We start from the raw sequence: 18176 nt of genomic DNA, 5'->3' as shown, positions 1-18176 counted from the left end.
ACATGGTCGTGAGGGCGGCGCGCGGCACGCAGCGTACGGCGAAAGGGTGGCCCCAGGAGGCCGCCAAGCGGATGCTGATGAACAACCTCGACCCGGACGTGGCCGAGCGCCCCGACGACCTCGTCGTGTACGGCGGCACCGGCAAGGCCGCCCGGGACTGGCCGTCGTTCCACGCGATCGTGCGGGAGCTGGACACGCTCGCCGACGACGAGACCCTGCTGGTGCAGTCGGGGCGGCCGGTCGGGGTGTTCCGCACCCACGAGTGGGCGCCGCGGGTGCTGCTGGCCAACTCCAACCTGGTCGGTGACTGGTCCACCTGGCCGGAGTTCCGCCGCCTGGAGAAGCTCGGCCTCACCATGTACGGCCAGATGACCGCCGGGTCGTGGATCTACATCGGCACCCAGGGCATCCTGCAGGGCACGTACGAGACGTTCGCGGCCGTGGCGGCCAAGCGCTACGGCGGCGACCTCGCGGGCACGCTGACGCTGACCGGCGGATGCGGCGGCATGGGCGGCGCCCAGCCCCTCGCGGTCACGATGAACGGCGGGGTCTGCCTCATCGTCGACGTGGACGAGTCCCGGCTGCGGCGCCGGGTGGAGACCCGCTACCTCGACACGCTCGCCGCCGACCTGGACGACGCCATCGCGCAGGCGGAAGCCGCGAAGCGGGACCGGCGGGCGGTCAGCATCGGGGTGGTCGGCAACGCCGCCGAGGTCTTCCCGGAGCTGCTGCGCCGCGGCGTGGCCATCGACATCGTCACCGACCAGACCAGCGCGCACGACCCGCTGTCGTACCTGCCGGCCGGGGTGGAGGTGGCCGACTGGGCCGAGTACGCCCGGAGCAAGCCCGAAGAGTTCACCGACCGGGCGCGGCAGAGCATGGCCCGGCACGTCGAGGCGATGGTCGGTTTCCTGGATGCGGGCGCCGAGGTGTTCGACTACGGCAACTCGATCCGCGGCGAGGCGCAGCTCGGCGGGTACGAGCGGGCGTTCGCCTTCCCGGGGTTCGTCCCCGCGTACATCCGGCCGTTGTTCTGCGAGGGCAAGGGGCCGTTCCGGTGGGCGGCGCTGTCCGGCGACCCGGCCGACATCGCGGCCACCGACCGGGCGATCCTCGACCTGTTCCCGGACAACGACCCCCTGGCCCGGTGGATCCGGATGGCCGGGGAGCGGGTCGCGTTCCAGGGGCTGCCCGCGCGGATCTGCTGGCTGGGCTACGGCGAGCGGGACAAGGCGGGGGTGCGGTTCAACGACATGGTGGCGCGCGGGGAGGTGTCCGCGCCGATCGTCATCGGGCGTGACCACCTGGACTGTGGGTCGGTGGCGTCGCCGTACCGGGAGACCGAGGCGATGGCGGACGGCTCGGACGCCATCGCGGACTGGCCGCTGCTCAACGCCCTGGTCAACACCGCGTCCGGCGCGTCGTGGGTGTCCATCCACCACGGCGGCGGGGTCGGCATCGGCCGGTCGCTGCACGCCGGGCAGGTGTGCGTCGCCGACGGCACCGCGCTGGCCGGGCAGAAGATCGAGCGGGTGCTCACCAACGACCCCGGGATGGGCGTCATCCGGCACGTCGACGCGGGCTACGAGCAGGCCACCGCGGTCGCCGACGCGACCGGCGTACACATCCCGATGCGGTCATGAGCGCGACCTTCGCCGCACTCTGGGCCGAGATCGCGCCGATCGGCCGCACCTCTGGCGGCGGCTATCTCCGGTACGCGTTCAGCGAGCCGGAACTGGCGCTGCGGGACTGGTTCCGGGCCCAGGCGGCCCGCCGGGAGCTGGCGGTAACCGAGGACGGCAACGGCAACCTGTTCGCCTGGTGGGGGTCGCCGTGGGGGCCCGGGACCGTGCTGACCGGCTCGCACTTCGACTCGGTGCCGCTCGGCGGCGGGTACGACGGCCCGCTGGGCATCGTCAGCGCGTTCCTGGCCGTGGACGAGATGCGGTCGCGCGGCGTGACGCCGGACCGGCCGCTGGCCGTGGCCGCGTTCGTCGAGGAGGAGGGCGGCCGGTTCGGCGTGCCGTGCCTGGGCTCCCGGCTGCTCACCGGCGCGATCACCCCGGAGAAGGCGGCCGCTCTGGCGGACCGGGACGGGATCACGTTCGCCGCGGCGCTGGGCGCCGACCCGGCGGGGGCGCAGCCGCAGTGGCTGGCCAATGTCTCCGCGGTCGTGGAGCTGCACATCGAGCAGGGCAAGGCGCTGGTGGACGTGGACTCCCCGGTCGGGGTGGCCTCCGCGATCTGGCCGCACGGGCGGTGGCGGATGGACTTCACCGGCGACGGCGACCACGCGGGTACCACCCGGATGGCGGACCGCCACGATCCGATGCTGACGTTCGCGTACACCGTGCTGGCGGCCAACAAGGAGGCCCGGCTGGCCGGGGCGCACGCGACCGTCGGGAGGGTGGAGGCCGAACCGAACGCCACGAACGCGATCCCGTCGCGGGTGCGCGGCTGGCTGGACGCCCGGGCCGCCGACAGCGCGACCCTGGACCGCCTCGTCGAGGCGGTCGTGAAGCGGGCCGTGGAGCGCGCGGGCCGCGACGGCACCCAGGTCGGCATCGAAGCGGAGTCGGTCTCCCCGGAGGTGGCGTTCGACGCGAACCTGGCCGCCCGCCTCGCGAAACTGCTGGGCGGGGTGCCGATCCTGCCGACCGGTGCGGGACACGACGCGGGCGTGCTGTCCGGGCACGCCCCGACCGCGATGCTGTTCGTCCGCAACCCGACCGGGGTGTCGCACGCCCCCGCCGAGCACGCTCCCGACGCGGACTGCGCCGCGGGCGTCACGGCGCTCGCGACGGTGCTGGAGGAGTTGACGTGCCGATGACGGCCGGGCTGTTCCACGCCGAGCACGCCTGGCTCGGCAACCGGGTCGCGTCCGGCGTGCTCATCGAGGTGCGCGACGGGCGGTTCGCGGCGGTGACCGCGGACGCCGCCGCGCCCGCGGGCGCGACGCTGCTGCCCGGGCTGGTGCTGCCGGGGCTCGCCAACGCGCACTCGCACGCGTTCCACCGGGCGCTGCGCGGGCGCACCCACGGCGCGCGGGGCAGCTTCTGGACCTGGCGGGAGCTGATGTACGACGTGGCCGGGAAACTCGACCCGGACACGTATTTCGCCCTCGCCCGCGCCGTGTACGCCGAGATGGCCCTCGCCGGGATCACCTGCGTCGGCGAGTTCCACTACCTGCACCACGCCCCCGGCGGCACCCCGTACGCGGAACCGAACGCGATGGGTGACGCGCTGATCGCCGCCGCCGCCGAGGCGGGCATCCGGATCACCCTGCTGGACACGGTGTACCTGAGTTCCGGGGTGGACGGCGCCCCGCTGGAAGGCGTGCAGCGGCGCTTCGGCGACGGCGACGTGCACGGCTGGGCCGAGCGGGTCGACGCGCTGAAGGCCGACGGGCACGCCCGGATCGGTGCAGCCATCCACAGTGTCCGGGCGGTGCCCGCAACCGCGCTGGCGAACCTGCCGCGACCGGCCGGGCCGCTGCACGTCCACCTGTCCGAGCAGCGCGCCGAGAACGAGCAGTGCCGGGCCGTGCACGGCTGCACCCCGACCGAGCTGCTGCACCGCCACGGCCTGCTGGGTGCCGGGACGACCGCGGTGCACGCCACCCACCTCACCGACGGCGACATCGCGGCCCTGTCCGGCACCGGGGTCTGCTTCTGCCCCACCACGGAGCGGGATCTCGCCGACGGGATCGGCCCGGCCCGGCGGCTGGCCGACGCCGGTGCCGCGCTCAGCCTGGGCAGCGACAGCCAGGCCGTGATCGACCTGTTCGAGGAGGCGCGCGGGCTGGAGATGGACGAACGACTCGCCACCGAGCGGCGTGGCCACTTCACCCCCGCCGAACTGCTGGCCGCGGCGGCCAACCACGCCACGCTGGGCTGGACGGACGCCGGGGCGATCGCGGTCGGCAACCGGGCCGACCTGGTGGCGGTGTCGCTGGGCACGGTCCGCACCGCGGGCGTCGACCCGGCGGGGGCGGTCTTCGCGGCCACCGCGGCCGACGTCACCCACGTCGTCGTCGACGGCCGCCCGGTCGTGACCGGCGGCCGGCACACCGGCTTCGACGTGGCGGCAGCCCTGCGCGACGCGATCACGGAGGTACTGCCGTGAGCGAGCGCAGCGAGGGCCGCGAGCCCAGGGCGGGGAGCCTGCTGGTTGCCAACATCGGCGAACTCGTCACCAACGACCCGGCGCTCGGCGAGGGCCCGCTGGGCATCGTCCGCGCTGCCGCCGTGCTGATCGACGGCGACCGGGTCGCGTGGGTCGGGCCGCGCGCCGCGGCGCCACCGGCCGACGCCCAGATCGACGCGGACGGCGCCGCGGTGCTGCCGGGCTTCGTGGACAGCCACGCCCACCTGATCTTCGCGGGCGACCGGGCGGCCGAGTTCGCCGCCCGGATGGCCGGGGAGCCGTACACCGGCGGGGGCATCCGCACCACGGTCGCCGCGACCCGCGCCGCCAGCGACGACGACCTGCGCGCGTCCGCGCGGCGCCTGGTCGCGGAGGCGCTGCGGCAGGGCACCACCACGATCGAGATCAAGAGTGGGTACGGCCTGAGCGTCCCCGACGAGGCCCGCAGTCTGCGGATCGCCGCCGAGCTGACCGACGAGACGACGTTCCTGGGCGCGCACGTGGTGCCCGCCGAGTACGCCGACCGGCCCGACGACTACGTCGACCTGGTCACCGGCCCGATGCTGGCCGCGGCCGCCGGGCACGCCCGGTGGGTGGACGTGTTCTGCGAGCGGGGCGCGTTCGACGGCGACCAGGCCCGGGCCGTGCTGACCGCGGGCGCCAAGGCCGGGCTGGGCGTGCGCGTGCATGCCAACCAGCTCACCGAAGGGCCCGGGGTGCGGCTGGCGGTCGAACTGGGTGCGGCCAGCGCCGACCACTGCACCCACCTCAGCGACGCGGACGTGGACGCGCTGGCGGGCGGCGACACCGTGGCCACGCTGCTGCCGGGCGCGGAGTTCTCCACCCGCTCGCCGTACCCGGACGCGCGGCGGCTGCTCGACGCCGGGGCCACGGTCGCCCTGGCCACGGACTGCAACCCGGGTTCGTCGTACACGTCGTCGATGCCGCTGTGCATCGCGCTGGCCGTACGTGAAATGCGGATGACCCCGGCGGAGGCGCTGTGGTCGGCGACCGCGGGCGGCGCGCGGGCGCTGCGCCGCACCGACGTCGGCGTGCTACGCCCCGGCGCCCGCGCCGACCTGGTCGTCCTCGACGCCCCCTCATACCTGCACCTGGCCTACCGGCCCGGCGTTCCCCTCATCAGTTCCGTCCTGCACCACGGAGTCCAGCCATGAGCACCGTCATCGTCGAACCGACCGGCATCACCGGAGCCGACGTCCTCGCCGTGGCCCGGGGCGACGCCCGGGTCGAACTCGCCGCCGCCACCGTCGACGCGATGCGGGCCAGCCGCGCCATCGTGGACGGCATCGAAGCCTCCGGCCGTCCCGTGTACGGGGTCTCCACCGGCTTCGGGGCGCTGGCCAACACCGCGATCGCCCCGGAGCGCCGCGCCGAGCTGCAGCACGCGCTGATCCGCTCGCACGCCGCCGGGATCGGCGCGCCGATGCCCCGCGAGGTCGTCCGGGCCATGATCCTGCTGCGGGTGCGGTCGCTGGCGCTGGGCCGTTCCGGGGTGCGGCCCGAGCTGGCGCACGGGCTGGTGGACCTGCTCAACCACGACATCACCCCGTGGGTGCCGGAGCACGGGTCGCTGGGGGCGTCCGGGGACCTGGCGCCGCTGGCGCACTGCGCGCTGGTGCTGCTCGGCGAGGGCTGGGTGCTGGGCAAGGACGGCGCCCGGATCGCCGCGGCCGAGGCGCTGCACGCGGCCGGGCTGAGCCCGCTGGACCTGGCGGCCAAGGAGGGCCTGGCGCTGATCAACGGCACCGACGGCATGCTGGGCATGCTGCTGCTGGCGATCGACGACGCCGCCCACCTGTTCGCCATGGCGGACGTGACCGCGGCGCTGGCGATCGAGGCGATGCTGGGTTCGGAGCGGCCGTTCCTCCCGGAGCTGCACACGATCCGGCCGCACCCGGGGCAGGCCGCGTCGGCCGCCAACATCTACCGGCTGCTCCAGGACTCGACGATCATGGACTCGCACCGGCACGACCTGGCGCACGCGGTGCAGGACGCGTACTCGATGCGGTGCGCCCCGCAGGTGGCCGGCGCGGCCCGGGACACCCTGGAGTTCGTCACCACCGTGGCCGGGCGCGAGCTGCTGTCCGTAGTGGACAACCCGGTGGTGCTGCCGGACGGCCGCGTCGAGTCCACGGGCAACTTCCACGGCGCCCCCCTGGGCTTCGCCGCGGACTTCCTGGCCATCGCGGCCGCCGAGGTCGGGGCGATCGCGGAACGCCGGGTGGACCGGCTGCTGGACGTGACCCGCTCCCGGGAGCTGCCGCCGTTCCTGTCCCCGGACGCCGGGGTCAACTCGGGCCTGATGATCGCGCAGTACACCGCGGCGGGGATCGTCGCGGAGAACCGCCGTCTGGCCGCACCCGCTTCGGTGGACTCCCTGCCCACCAGCGGCATGCAGGAGGACCACGTGTCGATGGGCTGGGCCGCGGCGAAGAAGCTGCGCACCGTCCTGGACAACCTGACCAGCCTGCTGGCGGTCGAGCTGCTCAGCGCCGTGCGTGGCCTGCAACTGCGGGCGCCGATGACCCCGTCCCCGGCGGGCCGGGCGGCGGTCGCGGCGGTGGGGGCGTTCGCCGGGGAGCCGGGGCCGGACGTGTTCCTGGCCCCGGTGCTGGAGCAGGCCCGCGCCGTGGTGTCGGGACGGGCGCTGCGCGCCGAGATCGAGGCCGCCACGGGCCCGTTGCGCTGAGCCGCGCCGCAAGCCGCCCCGCACCAAGGATTCGCGTGCGGGGCGGATGGTCAGCGGGGCGCGGATACTCAGCGGCGCCGACGCTCAGCGGGGCAGCTCGCGGGCGATGACCTTGGACAGCTCCCGGAACGCCTTGCCTCGGTGGCTGATCGCGTCCTTGTCGGCTGGGGTGAGTTCGGCGTTCGTCCGGTCCTGGCCCTCGCCGAGGAAGATCGGGTCGTACCCGAAGCCGCCCTCGCCGCGGCGGGTCCGCAGGATCCGGCCGCGCTGGCGGCCCTCGACGAGGTGTTCGCGGCCGTTCGGGAGCACCAGCGCGGCCGCGCAGACGAACGCGCCGCCGCGGTGGGCATCCGGCACGTCGCCGATCTGGGCCAGCACCAGGTCCAGGTTGGCGGCGTCGTCGCCGTGGCGGCCGGACCAGCGGGCGCTGAACACGCCGGGCATGCCGTTGAGGGCGTCCACGGCCAGGCCGGAGTCGTCGGCCACCGTGGGCAGACCCGTGCGGGAGACCCCCTCGCGGGCCTTGATCAGGGCGTTCTCCCCGAACGTCAGGCCGGTCTCGGGCACCTCGGGGTAGTCCGGGACGTCGGCCAGCCCGACCAGCTCGACCTGGTGAGCGCCGAGCGCCTGGTCGAGGATGCGCTGCAGCTCGGCGAGCTTCTTCTTGTTTCCGGTCGCCAGCAGCAGCCGGGTCACGAGGTGAGGGCCTTCTGCTGGGCGGCGGCCAGCTCGGCGCAGCCGCGTACGCCGAGGTCGAGCATGGCGTCGAGCTGGTCGCGGCGGAACACGCCCGCCTCGCCGGTGCCCTGGACCTCGACGAAGTCACCGTCGCCGGTGCACACCACGTTCATGTCCACCTCGGCGGCCACGTCCTCGGTGTACATGAGGTCCAGCCGGGCCTCGCCCTCGATGATGCCGACGCTGACCGCCTGCACCGAGCGGTGCATGACCGCGGCGGGCTTACCGGCCAGGGACTTGCGCTCGGCCAGCCAGCTCACCGCGTCGTGCAGCGCGACGTACGCGCCGGTGATCGCGGCGGTCCGGGTGCCGCCGTCGGCCTGTAGCACGTCGCAGTCGAGCACGATGGAGTTCTCACCGAGCGCCTTGAGGTCGATGCACGCCCGCAGGCTGCGCCCGATCAACCGGGAGATCTCGTGGGTCCGGCCGCCGATCTTGCCGCGGACGCTCTCCCGGTCGCCGCGGGTGTTCGTGGCGCGGGGCAGCATCGCGTATTCGGCGGTGACCCAGCCCAGGCCGGAGCCCTTGCGCCAGCGGGGCACCCCCTCGGTGACGCTGGCGGTGCACAGGACGCGGGTGTTGCCGAACTCGACCAGCACGGAGCCCTCGGGGTGGATGCTCCACCGCCGGGTGAGGGTCACGGGTCGCAGGTGGTCGGCCGCTCGGCCGTCGGGGCGTGCCATGCCGGTCACCTTATGCGTACCGGGCGCCGTGGGTGTCGTCCGCCCCGGCCGGTTCGGCCGTGGTGCCCGCCCAGGCGGGTGCTCCCGTGTGGCGCGCCGGGGCCCGCCCAGCCGCGAAGCGCGGTTCGGTGGTGCGCTCCCGCCTCGGGCCGGCGAGATGACCGGCACGGGACCGGGTCTCGGGCACGGCCGGGCGCAGCAGGGTCGGGCGGGGCTGCGCCGGATCCGGCTGCCGGGTCGCTCCGGAAGCGCGCAGGGGGCGGGACGCGGCCGCCGCCATCACCGCGGGCGCGGCGTCGTGGGCGCGCAGGAAGCCCGCCACTGCGCGGGGCCAGCCGAACAGCTCGGCCCGGGCGCGGGCGGCGGCCCGGCGGGTGGCCTCGGGCCGTTCCAGCACCTGGTGTACGCCCTGCGCAAACGCCTCCGGAGTGCCCGGTACGGCCAGCCCGGCGTCGCCGACCACCTCGGGCAGCGCGCTGGCCGCGTTGACCACCACCGGGGTGCCGCAGGCCAGCGCCTCCAGGGCGGCCAACCCGAACGTCTCCACCGGCCCCGGCGCCAGCACCACGTCCGCGCCGGCCAGCAGCGCGGCCACCGCGCCACGTTCGGACAGGTGCCCGGCGAACCGCACCGGCAACCGGGCCGAGCGGTAGGCCAGCGCGGTGCGCCGGGCCCCGTCCCCCGCGACGACCAGCACCGCGGGGGTCTTCTGCGCCCGCAGCGCAGCGATCGTGTCGACCGCCAGCTCGGGTCGCTTGTCGGCGGACAGCCGGCCGCAGTAGACGATCAGCAGTTCGTCGGGCCGGGCGTAGCGGGCCCGGACCGCGGGATCGGCGCGGCTCGGGTGGAATCCGGCGAGGTCGACGCCGAGCGGCACCTCGGCCAGGTTGGGCACGCCGAGGCGACGGAACTCGGCGGCGGCGAACGCGGTCGTGCACACGATCTGGTCGTACGCCTGCGCGGTGCGCCGGTTGAGCCGGTCGGCCAGCGAGTCGCGGGCGGGCATCCCCCACACGCCGAGCAGCCCCGCCAGGCTCTCGTGGGAGACCATCATGGAGCCGACGCCACGCTGCCGGGCCCAGTGGCCGGTCCAGCGCAGGGTGGACCGGTCGGACACCTCGATGCGGTCGGGCCGCAGCTCGTCCAGCAGCCGGGTGAGTTCCCGGCGCTCGGCCAGCACCCGGTAGCCGCCGGTGCGCGGCAGCGTGGCCCCGGGGAGCGTGATGACCCGCCCCTGCGCGGTCATGGTGTCGGAGGGTTCGCGCCCCGGGACGACGAGGACGGCTTCGTGCCCGGCCCGCTGGTAGCCCTCGCCGAGGTTGCGCAGCGCGGTGCGCAACCCGCCCGATCGCGGTGTGACGAAGTTGGCCAGCCGGACGATGCGCATGCAGGGCACTCCCGTGGTCACATCAGGAACTGACGATCCGATGCCGTTCCCCCAGCGGCAAGCTCAGAGATCGTAGCGGGAACCCGGGCGTACCACATCGACCGGGCCCGCGAAGGTGGCGCTCGCGGCCTCCACAGTAGATGCCTCGCTGCACCAGGCGGGCACGAGGTGGGTCAGCAGCAGCCGGCCCACGTCCGCCTTGGTGGCCGCCTCGCCCGCCTCACCACCGGTCAGGTGCAGGTCGGGCGGGTTGTCCACGCCGTCGGGGTAGCTGGCTTCACACAGGAAGAGGTCGGCGCCCTGGGCCAGGCGCAGCAGGGCGTCGCAGGGCGCGGTGTCCGACGAGTACGCCAGGACCCGGCCGCCGTGCTCGACCCGCACCCCGTACGTCTCGATGGGATGGTTGACCCGGTCCACGGTCACCGCGAACGGTCCGATCGGGAAGGTGCCCGGTTGCAGCCCGTAGAAGGTGTACACGTCGTCGACGGGCTCGGCTTCGGCGCTGTATGCGGCGGCGATGCGCTCGGCGGCGCCCATCGGCGCGTACACGGGCAGGGGCGGCAGCGGCCCGCCCGGGGTGTAGCGGCGGACCACCACGTACGTGCAGGCGTCGAGCATGTGATCGCAGTGCAGGTGAGTGAGCATGATCGCGTCGATGCCGTCGATGCCCGCGTACCGCTGGAGCGCCGACAGCGAGCCCGAACCGAAGTCGATCAACAGCCGGAAGCCGTCGGCCTCCACGAGGTATGCGGAACAGGCCGACTCGGGGCCGGGGAAACTGCCGGCACAGCCGAGGACGGTCAGTCGCATGCGGCTTCCTCTGGCTCACGCTGGGTCGTCCACGCCCCAGCCGACCGGCCCGTGGCTGAGTCGTCAGACCAGTCAATCACGGTGCGCAGCCTACGCCGGGACCAGCGCCACGGGTAAACGTCTGATCGACTTGTCGCTAAATCGACAACACATGTCACACAGGACGTGATCTGGATCATTGAACGGGGCGTCACGGGCCGTGAGTCGGGGGCGTTGCACACCGTGAAGTGCATCGTTGTGGGCTGCGGCCCCCTGCCGACGGAGGCGTTGTGGCCACAGACGTGAACGAACCGGCGCCCCCGAACCCGCGCAGCGTCCTGTTCCGCTTCCCGGCCGAAGACGACCCCGCGCCGCGGACCCGGCGGCTGCTGGCGATGTCGGGTTACGCGTCGCTGCTCGGGCTCGCCGGGGTCGGGGTGGGTGTCCGCGGGCTGGTGTCGTCGGTGCGCGGCGGCGTCCCGGACTGGTACGTGCCGATGCTCGCGTTCTGCGGAATGCTCAGCGTGGCTTTGTCGGTGGCCGGCTTCCTGTCCATCCACCGCCGGCGCCCGCCCTGGCTGCTGCTGTTCGGCGCCGGGGTGTCGCTGACGGCGGCCGTCGGGCTGGCGGTCGCCTACTGACCGCCCGCCCGGCGGCAGCCCGGGCACCGTTGTCCCCCGCACAGTCCCACGGATCCGCTCAGGCCCAGAGCTGGCCCTCGAGGGCCTCCTCGGCATCGGCGAGCGTGCCGCCGTACGCGCCCGTGGACAGGTATTTCCAACCGCCGTCGGCGACCACGAACGCCACGTCGGCGCGGCGGCCCGCCTTCACGGCCTCGTGCGCCACGGCCAGCGACGCGTGCAGGATCGCGCCCGTGGAGAAGCCCGCGAAGATCCCCTCGACCTCGACCAGCTGCCGGGTCCGCAGGACCGCGTCGCGGGTGCCCACGGAGAACCGGCGGTTGAGGACCGTGGCGTCGTACAGCTCCGGCACGTAGCCCTCGTCGATGTTGCGCAGGCCGTACACCAGCTCGCCGTACCGCGGCTCGGCCGCGACGATCTCGATGCCGGGGACCTTCTCCCGCAGGTAGCGGCCGGTGCCCATGAGGGTGCCCGTGGTGCCCAGCCCGGCCACGAAGTGGGTGACCGTGGGCAGGTCGCGCAGCAGCTCCGGCCCGGTCGTCTCGTAGTGGGCGCGGGCGTTGGCGGCGTTGCCGTACTGGAACAGCATGACCCAGTCCGGGTGCTCGGCGGAGATCTGCTTGGCCGTCGCGACGGCCTGGTTCGAGCCGCCCGCGGCCGGCGAAAAGATGATCTCCGCGCCGTACATCCGCAGCAGCTGGACCCGCTCGGCGGAGACGTTCTCCGGCATCACGCAGACCAGGCGGTAACCGCGCAGCTTCGCGACCATGGCCAGGGAGATGCCGGTGTTGCCGCTGGTGGGCTCGAGGATGGTGTCGCCCGGGCGCAGCCGCCCCGACTCCTCCGCCTCGCGCACCATGAACAGCGCCGGGCGGTCCTTGACGCTGCCGGTCGGGTTGCGGTCCTCCAGCTTGGCCCACAGCCGCACCGGCGGTGCCCCGTCGGGCACCGTCGGGGACAGGCGGGGCAGGCCGACCAGCGGCGTGCCCCCGCACGCCTCGAGCAGGCTCTCGTAGCGAGCCATGGGATTACCTACCGAGCAGGGCCGCTGCGGCGGCGAAGCCGAGAGCGCCGCCCGCGACCGCCGGCAGCACCGTCACCGAGTCGCCGTCGGACAGCTTGGCGTCCAGCGCCCCGAGAAAGCGGACGTCCTCGTCGTTGACGTAGATGTTGACGAAGCGGTGCAGACCGCCCTCGGCCGTGAGCAGGCGGCCCTTGAGGCCGGAGTGCTTGGTGTCCAGGTCGTCGATGAGGGCGCCCAGCGTGGTGCCGGCACCCTCCACGACCTTGGCTCCGCCGGTGTAGCTGCGCAGGATGGTGGGAACGCGAACTTCGATGGCCATGACTGAGGTGCTCCTTGGAAGAAAGAAGGTGTACGAGAACGGGTCAGCGTGAGCGACAGTGCTCAGCGACACTCGTAATCGACCGTCGTCGGGGTCTGCCCGAACATGTACGACTGGACGGCGAGGCCGTCCGTACTCACCTTCACGCGTCCACCGTCGCATCCACGATGTTGACCTCTTCCTCGGTCACCACACCGTCCACGATACGGAACGAGCGGATCTCCTCGGAGTCCGGCTCACGGGTCGAGACGAGCAGATAGTGGGCGCCCGGCTCCCCGGCGAACGAGATGTCGGTGCGGGAAGGGTACGCCTCCGTCGCGGTGTGCGAGTGGTAGATGACCACCGGCTCCTCGTCGTGGTCGTCCATCTCGCGCCAGACGCGCAGCTGCTCCATCGAGTCGAACTCGTAGAACGTCATCGACCGGGCCGCGTTCTCCATGGCGATGTGGCGGGTGGGCAGGTCGCTGCCGGCCGGTCCGGCCACGACGCCGCAGGCCTCGTCGGGGTGGTCCCGGCGGGCGTGGGCGACGATCGCGTCGAGGATCGCGCTGTCGATGGTCAGCACGGGGTTCACATTACCGTGCCCGGGCAGCACCCTGGGCGTGGCCGTGCTCACGCCCGCCCGGCTCAGCGGACCGAAACCAACGCGTTGAGCAGGGACTCCTGCAGGTAGCCCAGGTAGGCGTACACGGAGAGTTGGAAGACGCGGCTGGAGGCCGGGTCGGCGGCCACGGCGTCGTCCAGCTCCTCACCGAGGTCGGTGTCGGAGCGGATGTCCAGCCGCACCCCCATGGCCAGGCGGGCGTCGTTGATGGCCCGTAGCCACGCTTCGGCCTCCTCGCCGTCGAGGCGTACCTCCCCGGGGCCGTCGTCGGGCAGCGCGGCGAGGATCGCACCGGCCTGATCGATCTTGCCGGTCTTGAGGTCACCCTCGGTGTACAGGCGGAATTCAGCCGAGTCGTCGGGGCGCTCCGGATAGATGTCCGGGAAGAGGCGGCCGACCACCGGGTCGCCGTGGTCGAAACCGTCCATGAGCAGGCCGACGATCTCGCCGGCGACCTTGCGCAGCACACGGACCTCGTCCACCGCGAAGGTCGCCACGCACTGGTTGCCGTGGCGTCGGAACATTCCTCAGACCACCTGCCCCATCGCCGTCCGATCCGTCCCGGTACGACCGGTCACGCCTGGTCTACCGTCGCCCACAGACCGTATCCGTGGAGCCGGGATGCGTCCAACTCCATCCGCTCCCGGGCTCCCGCGGAAACCACCGCCTTGCCCTCGGTGTGGACCGTCATCATCAGTTGCTCGGCCCGGTCGTGGCTGTAGCCGAACAACTTCTGGAACACCCAGGTCACGTACGACATCAGATTGACCGGATCGTCCCAGACGATGGTGACCCACGGCCGATCGTCCGCTGGCACCTCCTCGATCTCCGGCGTCTCGACAGGAGCGACCTGAGGCAATGCCATGCCCCCCATCGTGCCACCGGATCCGCCGGGTTGCGGAACCGGAGCGCCGCGGGCGTGCCGGGCGGACGATCTCGCCGCGCCCAGCCCTGGGCCGAGGCGCCAGATCCTGCCGCACCCGGCCCCGGCGGCGGACGCCCGGGCCGCCCCGCCAGGCGGGCCCGGGCGCGTCTGGGCCGCACCCGGGCGAAACGGTACGTTGCCGGGCCCTTCCGGCCGAGCTGCCACGTTACTCAGCGTTCATGTCTTAGCTACTCATTTCCGCACACGACACGCGCAGTGACATCGGTGTGACGGATATCGATATGCTGTCGCGGTGAGGGACTGGGGATTCGTCGGGCGCGCCGGCGAACTGGCCCGCCTCACCAGGACCGCGACGGACGATCGCCCGGGCGGGCTGATCCTCAGCGGCGCTGCCGGTGTCGGCAAGAGCAGGCTGCTCCGCGAGGCTGTCGCCACCCTCGACCCCGGCGGGTACGCCGTACTCACCGCCGCCGCCAGCGTGGCGGCGTGCGGCCTGCCCTTCGGCGGGCTGGCCCAGGTCCTGCCCCCGGACCCACCCGCCGGGCTGTCCCAGGCCGGCCTGCTGCGCTGGGCCCTCGACATCCTGCGCGCCGACGCCGGGACCCGGCCGATCGTGCTGGCGGTCGACGACGCCCATCTGCTGGACCCGCCGTCGGCCGCCCTCGCACACCTGCTCGTCCGCCACGGGGCGACGCTGCTGGCCACGCTGCGCAACGCCGCGCCCGTCCCGGCGCCGATCGGCGCGCTGTGGACCGAGGGCCTGGTGGGGCACGCCGAGCTGAGCCCCCTGGACGCGGACGGGTCCCGGGAACTGCTGGCGACGATGCTCGGCGGGCCGCTGGAGTCCGGGTCCGCACAGCGCCTCGCCGCGCTGTCCGGCGGCAACCCGCTCATGCTGCGCGAGCTGGTGCAGGCGGCCCGCGGCGGCGGCGAGATGACCCGGTCGTACGGCGTCTGGCGCTGGACCGGTCGGCTCACCCTCGCGCCCAGCCTCGCCGATCTGGTCGACGCCCACATCGGCGGTCTCGCCCCCGCGGTGCGTGACGTGGTGGAGCTGGTCGCGTTCGGGGAGCCGATCGGCCTGCCGTCGCTGCTGGCGGTCGCCGACCCGGCCGCGGTCGAGGCCGCCGAGGAGCGCGAGCTGATCCGGGTGCACGGCGACGGGCGCCGCCGCCCGGCCCGCCTGGCCCACCCCCTGTACGGCGAGGTGGTGCGCCGCCAGTGCCCGGTGAGCCGTACCCGGCGTCTGCTGGCCACGCTCGCCGACCTGGTCGAACGGACCGGTGCCCGGCGCCGCGACGACCTGCTGCGGGTCGCGGTGTGGCGGTTGGACTCCGGCACCGCGCAGGACGGCACGCGCCTGCTCGACGCGGCAGCCCAGGCGTTCGGCCGCCTGGACCTGACGCTCACCCACCGGTTGGCGGCCGCCGCCCGGGACGCGGGCGGGGGCTACGCCGCGACGGAGCTGCTGGCCACAGCGCTGCTGCTGGCCGGGCGCCCGCACGAGGCCCAGGCCGCCCTCGAAAGCAACGCAGCGCTGGACAGCGCGGCCACGGACAACGCGGCCACGGACAGTGGCGCGGACGGCGTGACGGGGCGCCTGGTCACGCTGCGGGCGACGGTGGCGTTCTGGGGGCTCGGCCAGGCCGCGGCCGCCGACGATCTCGCCGCGGCCGTGGGCACCGTCACCGGGCCGGGCCCGGCCGCCCGGATTCGCGCGGTCGAGGCACTGATGCGGCTGCAGCTCAACCAGCCGGAACGGGCCCGCGACCTGACCACCGCCGTACTGGCCACCCCGGACGCCGGGGCGTCGGCCCGTAACCTGGCCCACTGCGCCCAGGCCCTGCTGGCGGCGGCCTCGGGCCACCCGCGGCACAGCGCCGACCTGATCGCGCGGATCCAGGCGGACGCCCCGGCGTGGTGGCGCGACTCCCCCGCGCTGCACTTCCTGCTGCCCGTGACGGTCGGCACCCGGGTCAGCGTCGCGCTCGACCTGGCCGCGCTCGACGAGATCCTCACCGCGGAGTTCGCGGATCTGGCGCAGACCGGCGGATTCGGCTTCGGCACCGGCTGGGTGGCGCTGCTGCAGGCGCACAGCGCCCGGCTGCGCGGCCGCACGGCCGAGGCCCTGCGCGCCGCCGAGCAGGCCTGCGCTGCGCTGTCCGCGCATGGGCGCTACGAGGGCCTGGCGCACGCCGCCCGGGCGCTGACGGCCGCCCTGCGTGGCGACCTTCCGCTGGCCACCACCGCCATGGCCGGCGCCGAGGCGGCCGGTGGCGCCTGCGAACGGTTGTTCTACCCCTGGCTGGCCACCGCCCGGGCCTGGACCGCCGCGTGCGCGGGCGAGGTGACCGGCGCCGTACGGGTGATGACCGAGCTGGCGGGGCGCCTGCGCGCCGACGGCTTCGCCGGACACGAGTTGCTGGCCTGGCACGACGTGGTCCGGCTGGGCCGGGCGGACCTGGCCGCCGACCGGATGGCCGCACTGCTGGCCGAGGTGCCGGGCGGCCCGGCGGCGCCGCTGTTGCTGCGGCACGCGCGCGGCGCCGCGACCAACGACCCCGAGGCGCTGTACGCGGTCGCCCGGGACTTCGCCGCCCACGGCTACCTGGTGTTCGCCGCGGAGGCCGCCGCGACCGCGCTGCGGTTGTTCCGGGCGGCCCGTGATCCGCGCGCGCTGGCCGCCAACACCGTGCTGGCGGACGCGCTGGCCGCCTGCGGCACGCTGCGCACCCCGGCGCTGAGCTCCGTGCAGCCCACGCTGACCAACCGGGAACGGCAGGTCGCCGAACTGGCCGCCGCGGGCGCCCGCAGCCGCGAGATCGCCGACAGTCTGTTCCTGTCGCCACGCACCGTGGAGAACCACCTGCAACGGGTGTACGCGAAGCTCGGGGTCAACGGGCGCACGGAACTCGCCCCCGCACTGCGTTCCCTGCCGCAATAGGGTGGGGAACGTGACCGCGTACCCACCCGCCCTGCTGACCGATCAGTACGAGCTGACCATGGTCAGCGCCGCCCTCAAGGACGGCACCGCCGACCGCCGCTGCGTCTTCGAGGTCTTCGCCCGTCGACTGCCCTCCGGGCGCCGCTACGGCGTCGTCGCCGGACCGGGCCGGCTGGCCGAGCTGATCCGCGACTTCCACTTCACCGAGGCCGAGGTGGAGTTCCTGCTCAGTGCCGGCATCGTCGACGAGACCACCGCGCGTTGGCTGGCGGGGTACCGCTTCACCGGCGACATCGACGGATATGCGGAGGGTGAGCTGTTCTTCCCGGGCTCGCCGATCCTCACGGTGTCCGGCACGTTCGCCGAGTGTGTGGTGCTGGAGACGATGCTGCTGTCGGTGCTCAACCACGACTGCGCGGTCGCCGCGGCGGCGGCCCGGATGGTCACCGCGGCCCGCGGCCGACCGATCATCGAGATGGGCTCGCGCCGTACCCATGAAGCCGCCGCCGTGGCCGCGGCCCGCGCCGCCTACCTGGCCGGGTTCGCCTCCACGTCCAATCTGGCCGCGGGCGCGAAGTACGGCATCCCGACCACGGGCACCTCGGCGCACGCCTTCACGCTGCTGCACGACGACGAGTCAGCGGCCTTCGCCTCGCAGGTGGCGGCGCTCGGCAAGAACACCACCCTGCTGGTGGACACGTACGACATCGCGCAGGGCATCCGCAACGCGATCGCGGTGGCGGGGCCGGACCTGCGGGCGGTGCGTATCGACTCGGGTGACCTGTCCGTGCTGGCCCAGCACTCGCGGGAACTGCTCGACTCGCTCGGCGCCACCGAAACGAAGATCATCGTGTCGGGCGACATGGACGAGTACTCGATCGCCACCCTCGCCGCCGAACCGGTCGACATGTACGGCGCGGGCACCGCCGTGGTCTCCGGCTCCGGCGCCCCCACCGCCGGGCTGGTGTACAAGCTGGTCGAGGTCGAGGGCCGCCCCGTCGTGAAGCGCTCGGAGAACAAGGCCACGGTCGGCGGGCGCAAGACCGCCATCCGGCGGCACAAGCCCACGGGTACGGCCACCGAGGAGATCGTGGTCTCCCAGGGAGTGCCCGACCACCGGCCGAACGACCGGCTGCTGCAACACTCCTACGTGGTGGGCGGTGAGATCGCCGACCCGGTGCCGCTGGCCGAGTCCCGCGAGCACCTGCGCCAGTGTCTCATCTCGATCCCGTGGGAGGGTTTGAAGCTTTCCGCGGGCGACCCGGCCATCCCCGTCACCATCGTCCCGACCGCCTGATCGGAGGC

The 18176-nt window shown here is 73.9% G+C and carries 16 protein-coding genes and 1 pseudogene; 8 read left to right on the top strand and 9 right to left on the bottom strand.

What is annotated here, in order from left to right; all coding sequences use genetic code 11:
- The first annotated feature begins 2 nt into the window (after window positions 1-2).
- Genes hutU through hutH form a run of 5 tightly spaced genes read left to right on the top strand, consistent with a single transcriptional unit; the run spans window position 3 to window position 6856 of the window.
- On the top strand, window positions 3-1643 hold the full coding sequence (hutU, locus tag ACMCNO_RS07415; RefSeq protein WP_412748659.1) for a urocanate hydratase: 1641 nt from the start codon (window positions 3-5) through the stop codon (window positions 1641-1643).
- Complete coding sequence (locus tag ACMCNO_RS07410; RefSeq protein WP_412748658.1) at window positions 1640-2830, top strand: allantoate amidohydrolase; 1191 nt, start codon at window positions 1640-1642, stop codon at window positions 2828-2830. Before hutU ends, ACMCNO_RS07410 begins: the two co-directional genes overlap by 4 nt.
- Window positions 2827-4125, top strand: a complete 1299-nt coding sequence (locus ACMCNO_RS07405) for a formimidoylglutamate deiminase (protein ID WP_412753648.1) — start codon at window positions 2827-2829, stop codon at window positions 4123-4125. Before ACMCNO_RS07410 ends, ACMCNO_RS07405 begins: the two co-directional genes overlap by 4 nt.
- A complete protein-coding gene (hutI, locus tag ACMCNO_RS07400; RefSeq protein ID WP_412748657.1) occupies window positions 4122-5321 on the top strand; it encodes an imidazolonepropionase in 1200 nt (399 codons plus the stop codon). Before ACMCNO_RS07405 ends, hutI begins: the two co-directional genes overlap by 4 nt.
- The gene (gene hutH, locus ACMCNO_RS07395) at window positions 5318-6856 is read left to right on the top strand and encodes a histidine ammonia-lyase (RefSeq protein WP_412748656.1); all 1539 of its coding nucleotides are present in this window, start codon (window positions 5318-5320) and stop codon (window positions 6854-6856) included. The genes hutI and hutH overlap by 4 nt, the downstream gene beginning before the upstream one ends.
- A gap of 84 nt (window positions 6857-6940) precedes the next feature.
- Here hutH and rdgB read toward each other — a convergent pair whose 3' ends face one another.
- From rdgB to ACMCNO_RS07375, 4 genes are all read right to left on the bottom strand, one after another.
- Window positions 6941-7552: an RdgB/HAM1 family non-canonical purine NTP pyrophosphatase gene (gene rdgB, locus ACMCNO_RS07390; RefSeq protein ID WP_412748655.1), complete on the bottom strand. Its 612-nt coding sequence runs from the start codon at window positions 7550-7552 to the stop codon at window positions 6941-6943.
- Window positions 7549-8277, bottom strand: a complete 729-nt coding sequence (gene rph / locus ACMCNO_RS07385; protein WP_412748654.1) for a ribonuclease PH — start codon at window positions 8275-8277, stop codon at window positions 7549-7551. The genes rdgB and rph overlap by 4 nt, the downstream gene beginning before the upstream one ends.
- 10 nt (window positions 8278-8287) lie before the next feature.
- Window positions 8288-9664 carry a glycosyltransferase gene (locus ACMCNO_RS07380; RefSeq protein ID WP_412748653.1) on the bottom strand — a complete coding sequence of 459 codons (1377 nt, stop codon included), beginning with the start codon at window positions 9662-9664 and terminating at the stop codon, window positions 8288-8290.
- A 63-nt stretch (window positions 9665-9727) separates the two neighbouring features.
- A complete protein-coding gene (locus tag ACMCNO_RS07375; RefSeq protein WP_412748652.1) occupies window positions 9728-10474 on the bottom strand; it encodes an MBL fold metallo-hydrolase in 747 nt (248 codons plus the stop codon).
- Window positions 10475-10743: 269 nt separating this feature from the next.
- Here ACMCNO_RS07375 and ACMCNO_RS07370 point away from each other — a divergent pair, with 269 nt between their 5' ends.
- Window positions 10744-11094 carry a hypothetical protein gene (locus tag ACMCNO_RS07370; RefSeq protein ID WP_412748651.1) on the top strand — a complete coding sequence of 117 codons (351 nt, stop codon included), beginning with the start codon at window positions 10744-10746 and terminating at the stop codon, window positions 11092-11094.
- Window positions 11095-11152: 58 nt separating this feature from the next.
- Here the strand turns inward: ACMCNO_RS07370 and ACMCNO_RS07365 are convergent, their stop codons facing one another.
- The 5 genes and pseudogenes from ACMCNO_RS07365 to clpS form a co-directional block, all read right to left on the bottom strand.
- Window positions 11153-12118 (bottom strand): PLP-dependent cysteine synthase family protein, encoded by a 966-nt coding sequence (locus tag ACMCNO_RS07365; protein WP_412748650.1) that lies wholly within the window; start codon window positions 12116-12118, stop codon window positions 11153-11155.
- Window positions 12119-12122: 4 nt separating this feature from the next.
- Window positions 12123-12437 carry a MoaD/ThiS family protein gene (locus tag ACMCNO_RS07360; RefSeq protein ID WP_412748649.1) on the bottom strand — a complete coding sequence of 105 codons (315 nt, stop codon included), beginning with the start codon at window positions 12435-12437 and terminating at the stop codon, window positions 12123-12125.
- A gap of 62 nt (window positions 12438-12499) precedes the next feature.
- Window positions 12500-13002 (bottom strand): annotated as a pseudogene (locus ACMCNO_RS07355) (Mov34/MPN/PAD-1 family protein).
- A gap of 62 nt (window positions 13003-13064) precedes the next feature.
- A complete protein-coding gene (locus ACMCNO_RS07350; protein WP_412748648.1) occupies window positions 13065-13565 on the bottom strand; it encodes a DUF2017 domain-containing protein in 501 nt (166 codons plus the stop codon).
- 50 nt (window positions 13566-13615) lie between these two features.
- On the bottom strand, window positions 13616-13906 hold the full coding sequence (clpS, locus tag ACMCNO_RS07345) for an ATP-dependent Clp protease adapter ClpS (RefSeq protein ID WP_130510919.1): 291 nt from the start codon (window positions 13904-13906) through the stop codon (window positions 13616-13618).
- Window positions 13907-14219: 313 nt separating this feature from the next.
- Between clpS and ACMCNO_RS07340 the strand changes: the two genes are divergently transcribed.
- Both ACMCNO_RS07340 and ACMCNO_RS07335 read left to right on the top strand, forming a co-directional pair.
- Window positions 14220-16871 (top strand): LuxR C-terminal-related transcriptional regulator, encoded by a 2652-nt coding sequence (locus ACMCNO_RS07340; RefSeq protein WP_412748647.1) that lies wholly within the window; start codon window positions 14220-14222, stop codon window positions 16869-16871.
- 10 nt (window positions 16872-16881) lie between these two features.
- A complete protein-coding gene (locus ACMCNO_RS07335; RefSeq protein WP_412748646.1) occupies window positions 16882-18168 on the top strand; it encodes a nicotinate phosphoribosyltransferase in 1287 nt (428 codons plus the stop codon).
- Window positions 18169-18176 lie beyond the last annotated feature (8 nt).

Origin of the sequence: Krasilnikovia sp. M28-CT-15 (assembly GCF_047159595.1) — a bacterium.
GTDB lineage: Bacteria > Actinomycetota > Actinomycetes > Mycobacteriales > Micromonosporaceae > Actinoplanes.
Note: the sequence above shows the minus strand (reverse complement) of the source record. Positions and strands in the feature narration are given on the sequence as shown.

Excerpts from the sequence above, each read along its gene's own strand:
- hutU (WP_412748659.1), top strand. The coding sequence starts at position 3 with ATGGTCGTGAGGGCGGCGCGCGGCACGCAGCGTACGGCGAAAGGGTGG.
- ACMCNO_RS07410 (WP_412748658.1), top strand. The coding sequence starts at position 1,640 with ATGAGCGCGACCTTCGCCGCACTCTGGGCCGAGATCGCGCCGATCGGC.
- ACMCNO_RS07405 (WP_412753648.1), top strand. The coding sequence starts at position 2,827 with ATGACGGCCGGGCTGTTCCACGCCGAGCACGCCTGGCTCGGCAACCGG.
- hutH (WP_412748656.1), top strand. The coding sequence starts at position 5,318 with ATGAGCACCGTCATCGTCGAACCGACCGGCATCACCGGAGCCGACGTC.
- rph (WP_412748654.1), bottom strand. The coding sequence starts at position 8,277 with ATGGCACGCCCCGACGGCCGAGCGGCCGACCACCTGCGACCCGTGACC.
- ACMCNO_RS07380 (WP_412748653.1), bottom strand. The coding sequence starts at position 9,664 with ATGCGCATCGTCCGGCTGGCCAACTTCGTCACACCGCGATCGGGCGGG.
- ACMCNO_RS07375 (WP_412748652.1), bottom strand. The coding sequence starts at position 10,474 with ATGCGACTGACCGTCCTCGGCTGTGCCGGCAGTTTCCCCGGCCCCGAG.
- ACMCNO_RS07365 (WP_412748650.1), bottom strand. The coding sequence starts at position 12,118 with ATGGCTCGCTACGAGAGCCTGCTCGAGGCGTGCGGGGGCACGCCGCTG.
- ACMCNO_RS07360 (WP_412748649.1), bottom strand. The coding sequence starts at position 12,437 with ATGGCCATCGAAGTTCGCGTTCCCACCATCCTGCGCAGCTACACCGGC.
- ACMCNO_RS07350 (WP_412748648.1), bottom strand. The coding sequence starts at position 13,565 with ATGTTCCGACGCCACGGCAACCAGTGCGTGGCGACCTTCGCGGTGGAC.
- clpS (WP_130510919.1), bottom strand. The coding sequence starts at position 13,906 with ATGGCATTGCCTCAGGTCGCTCCTGTCGAGACGCCGGAGATCGAGGAG.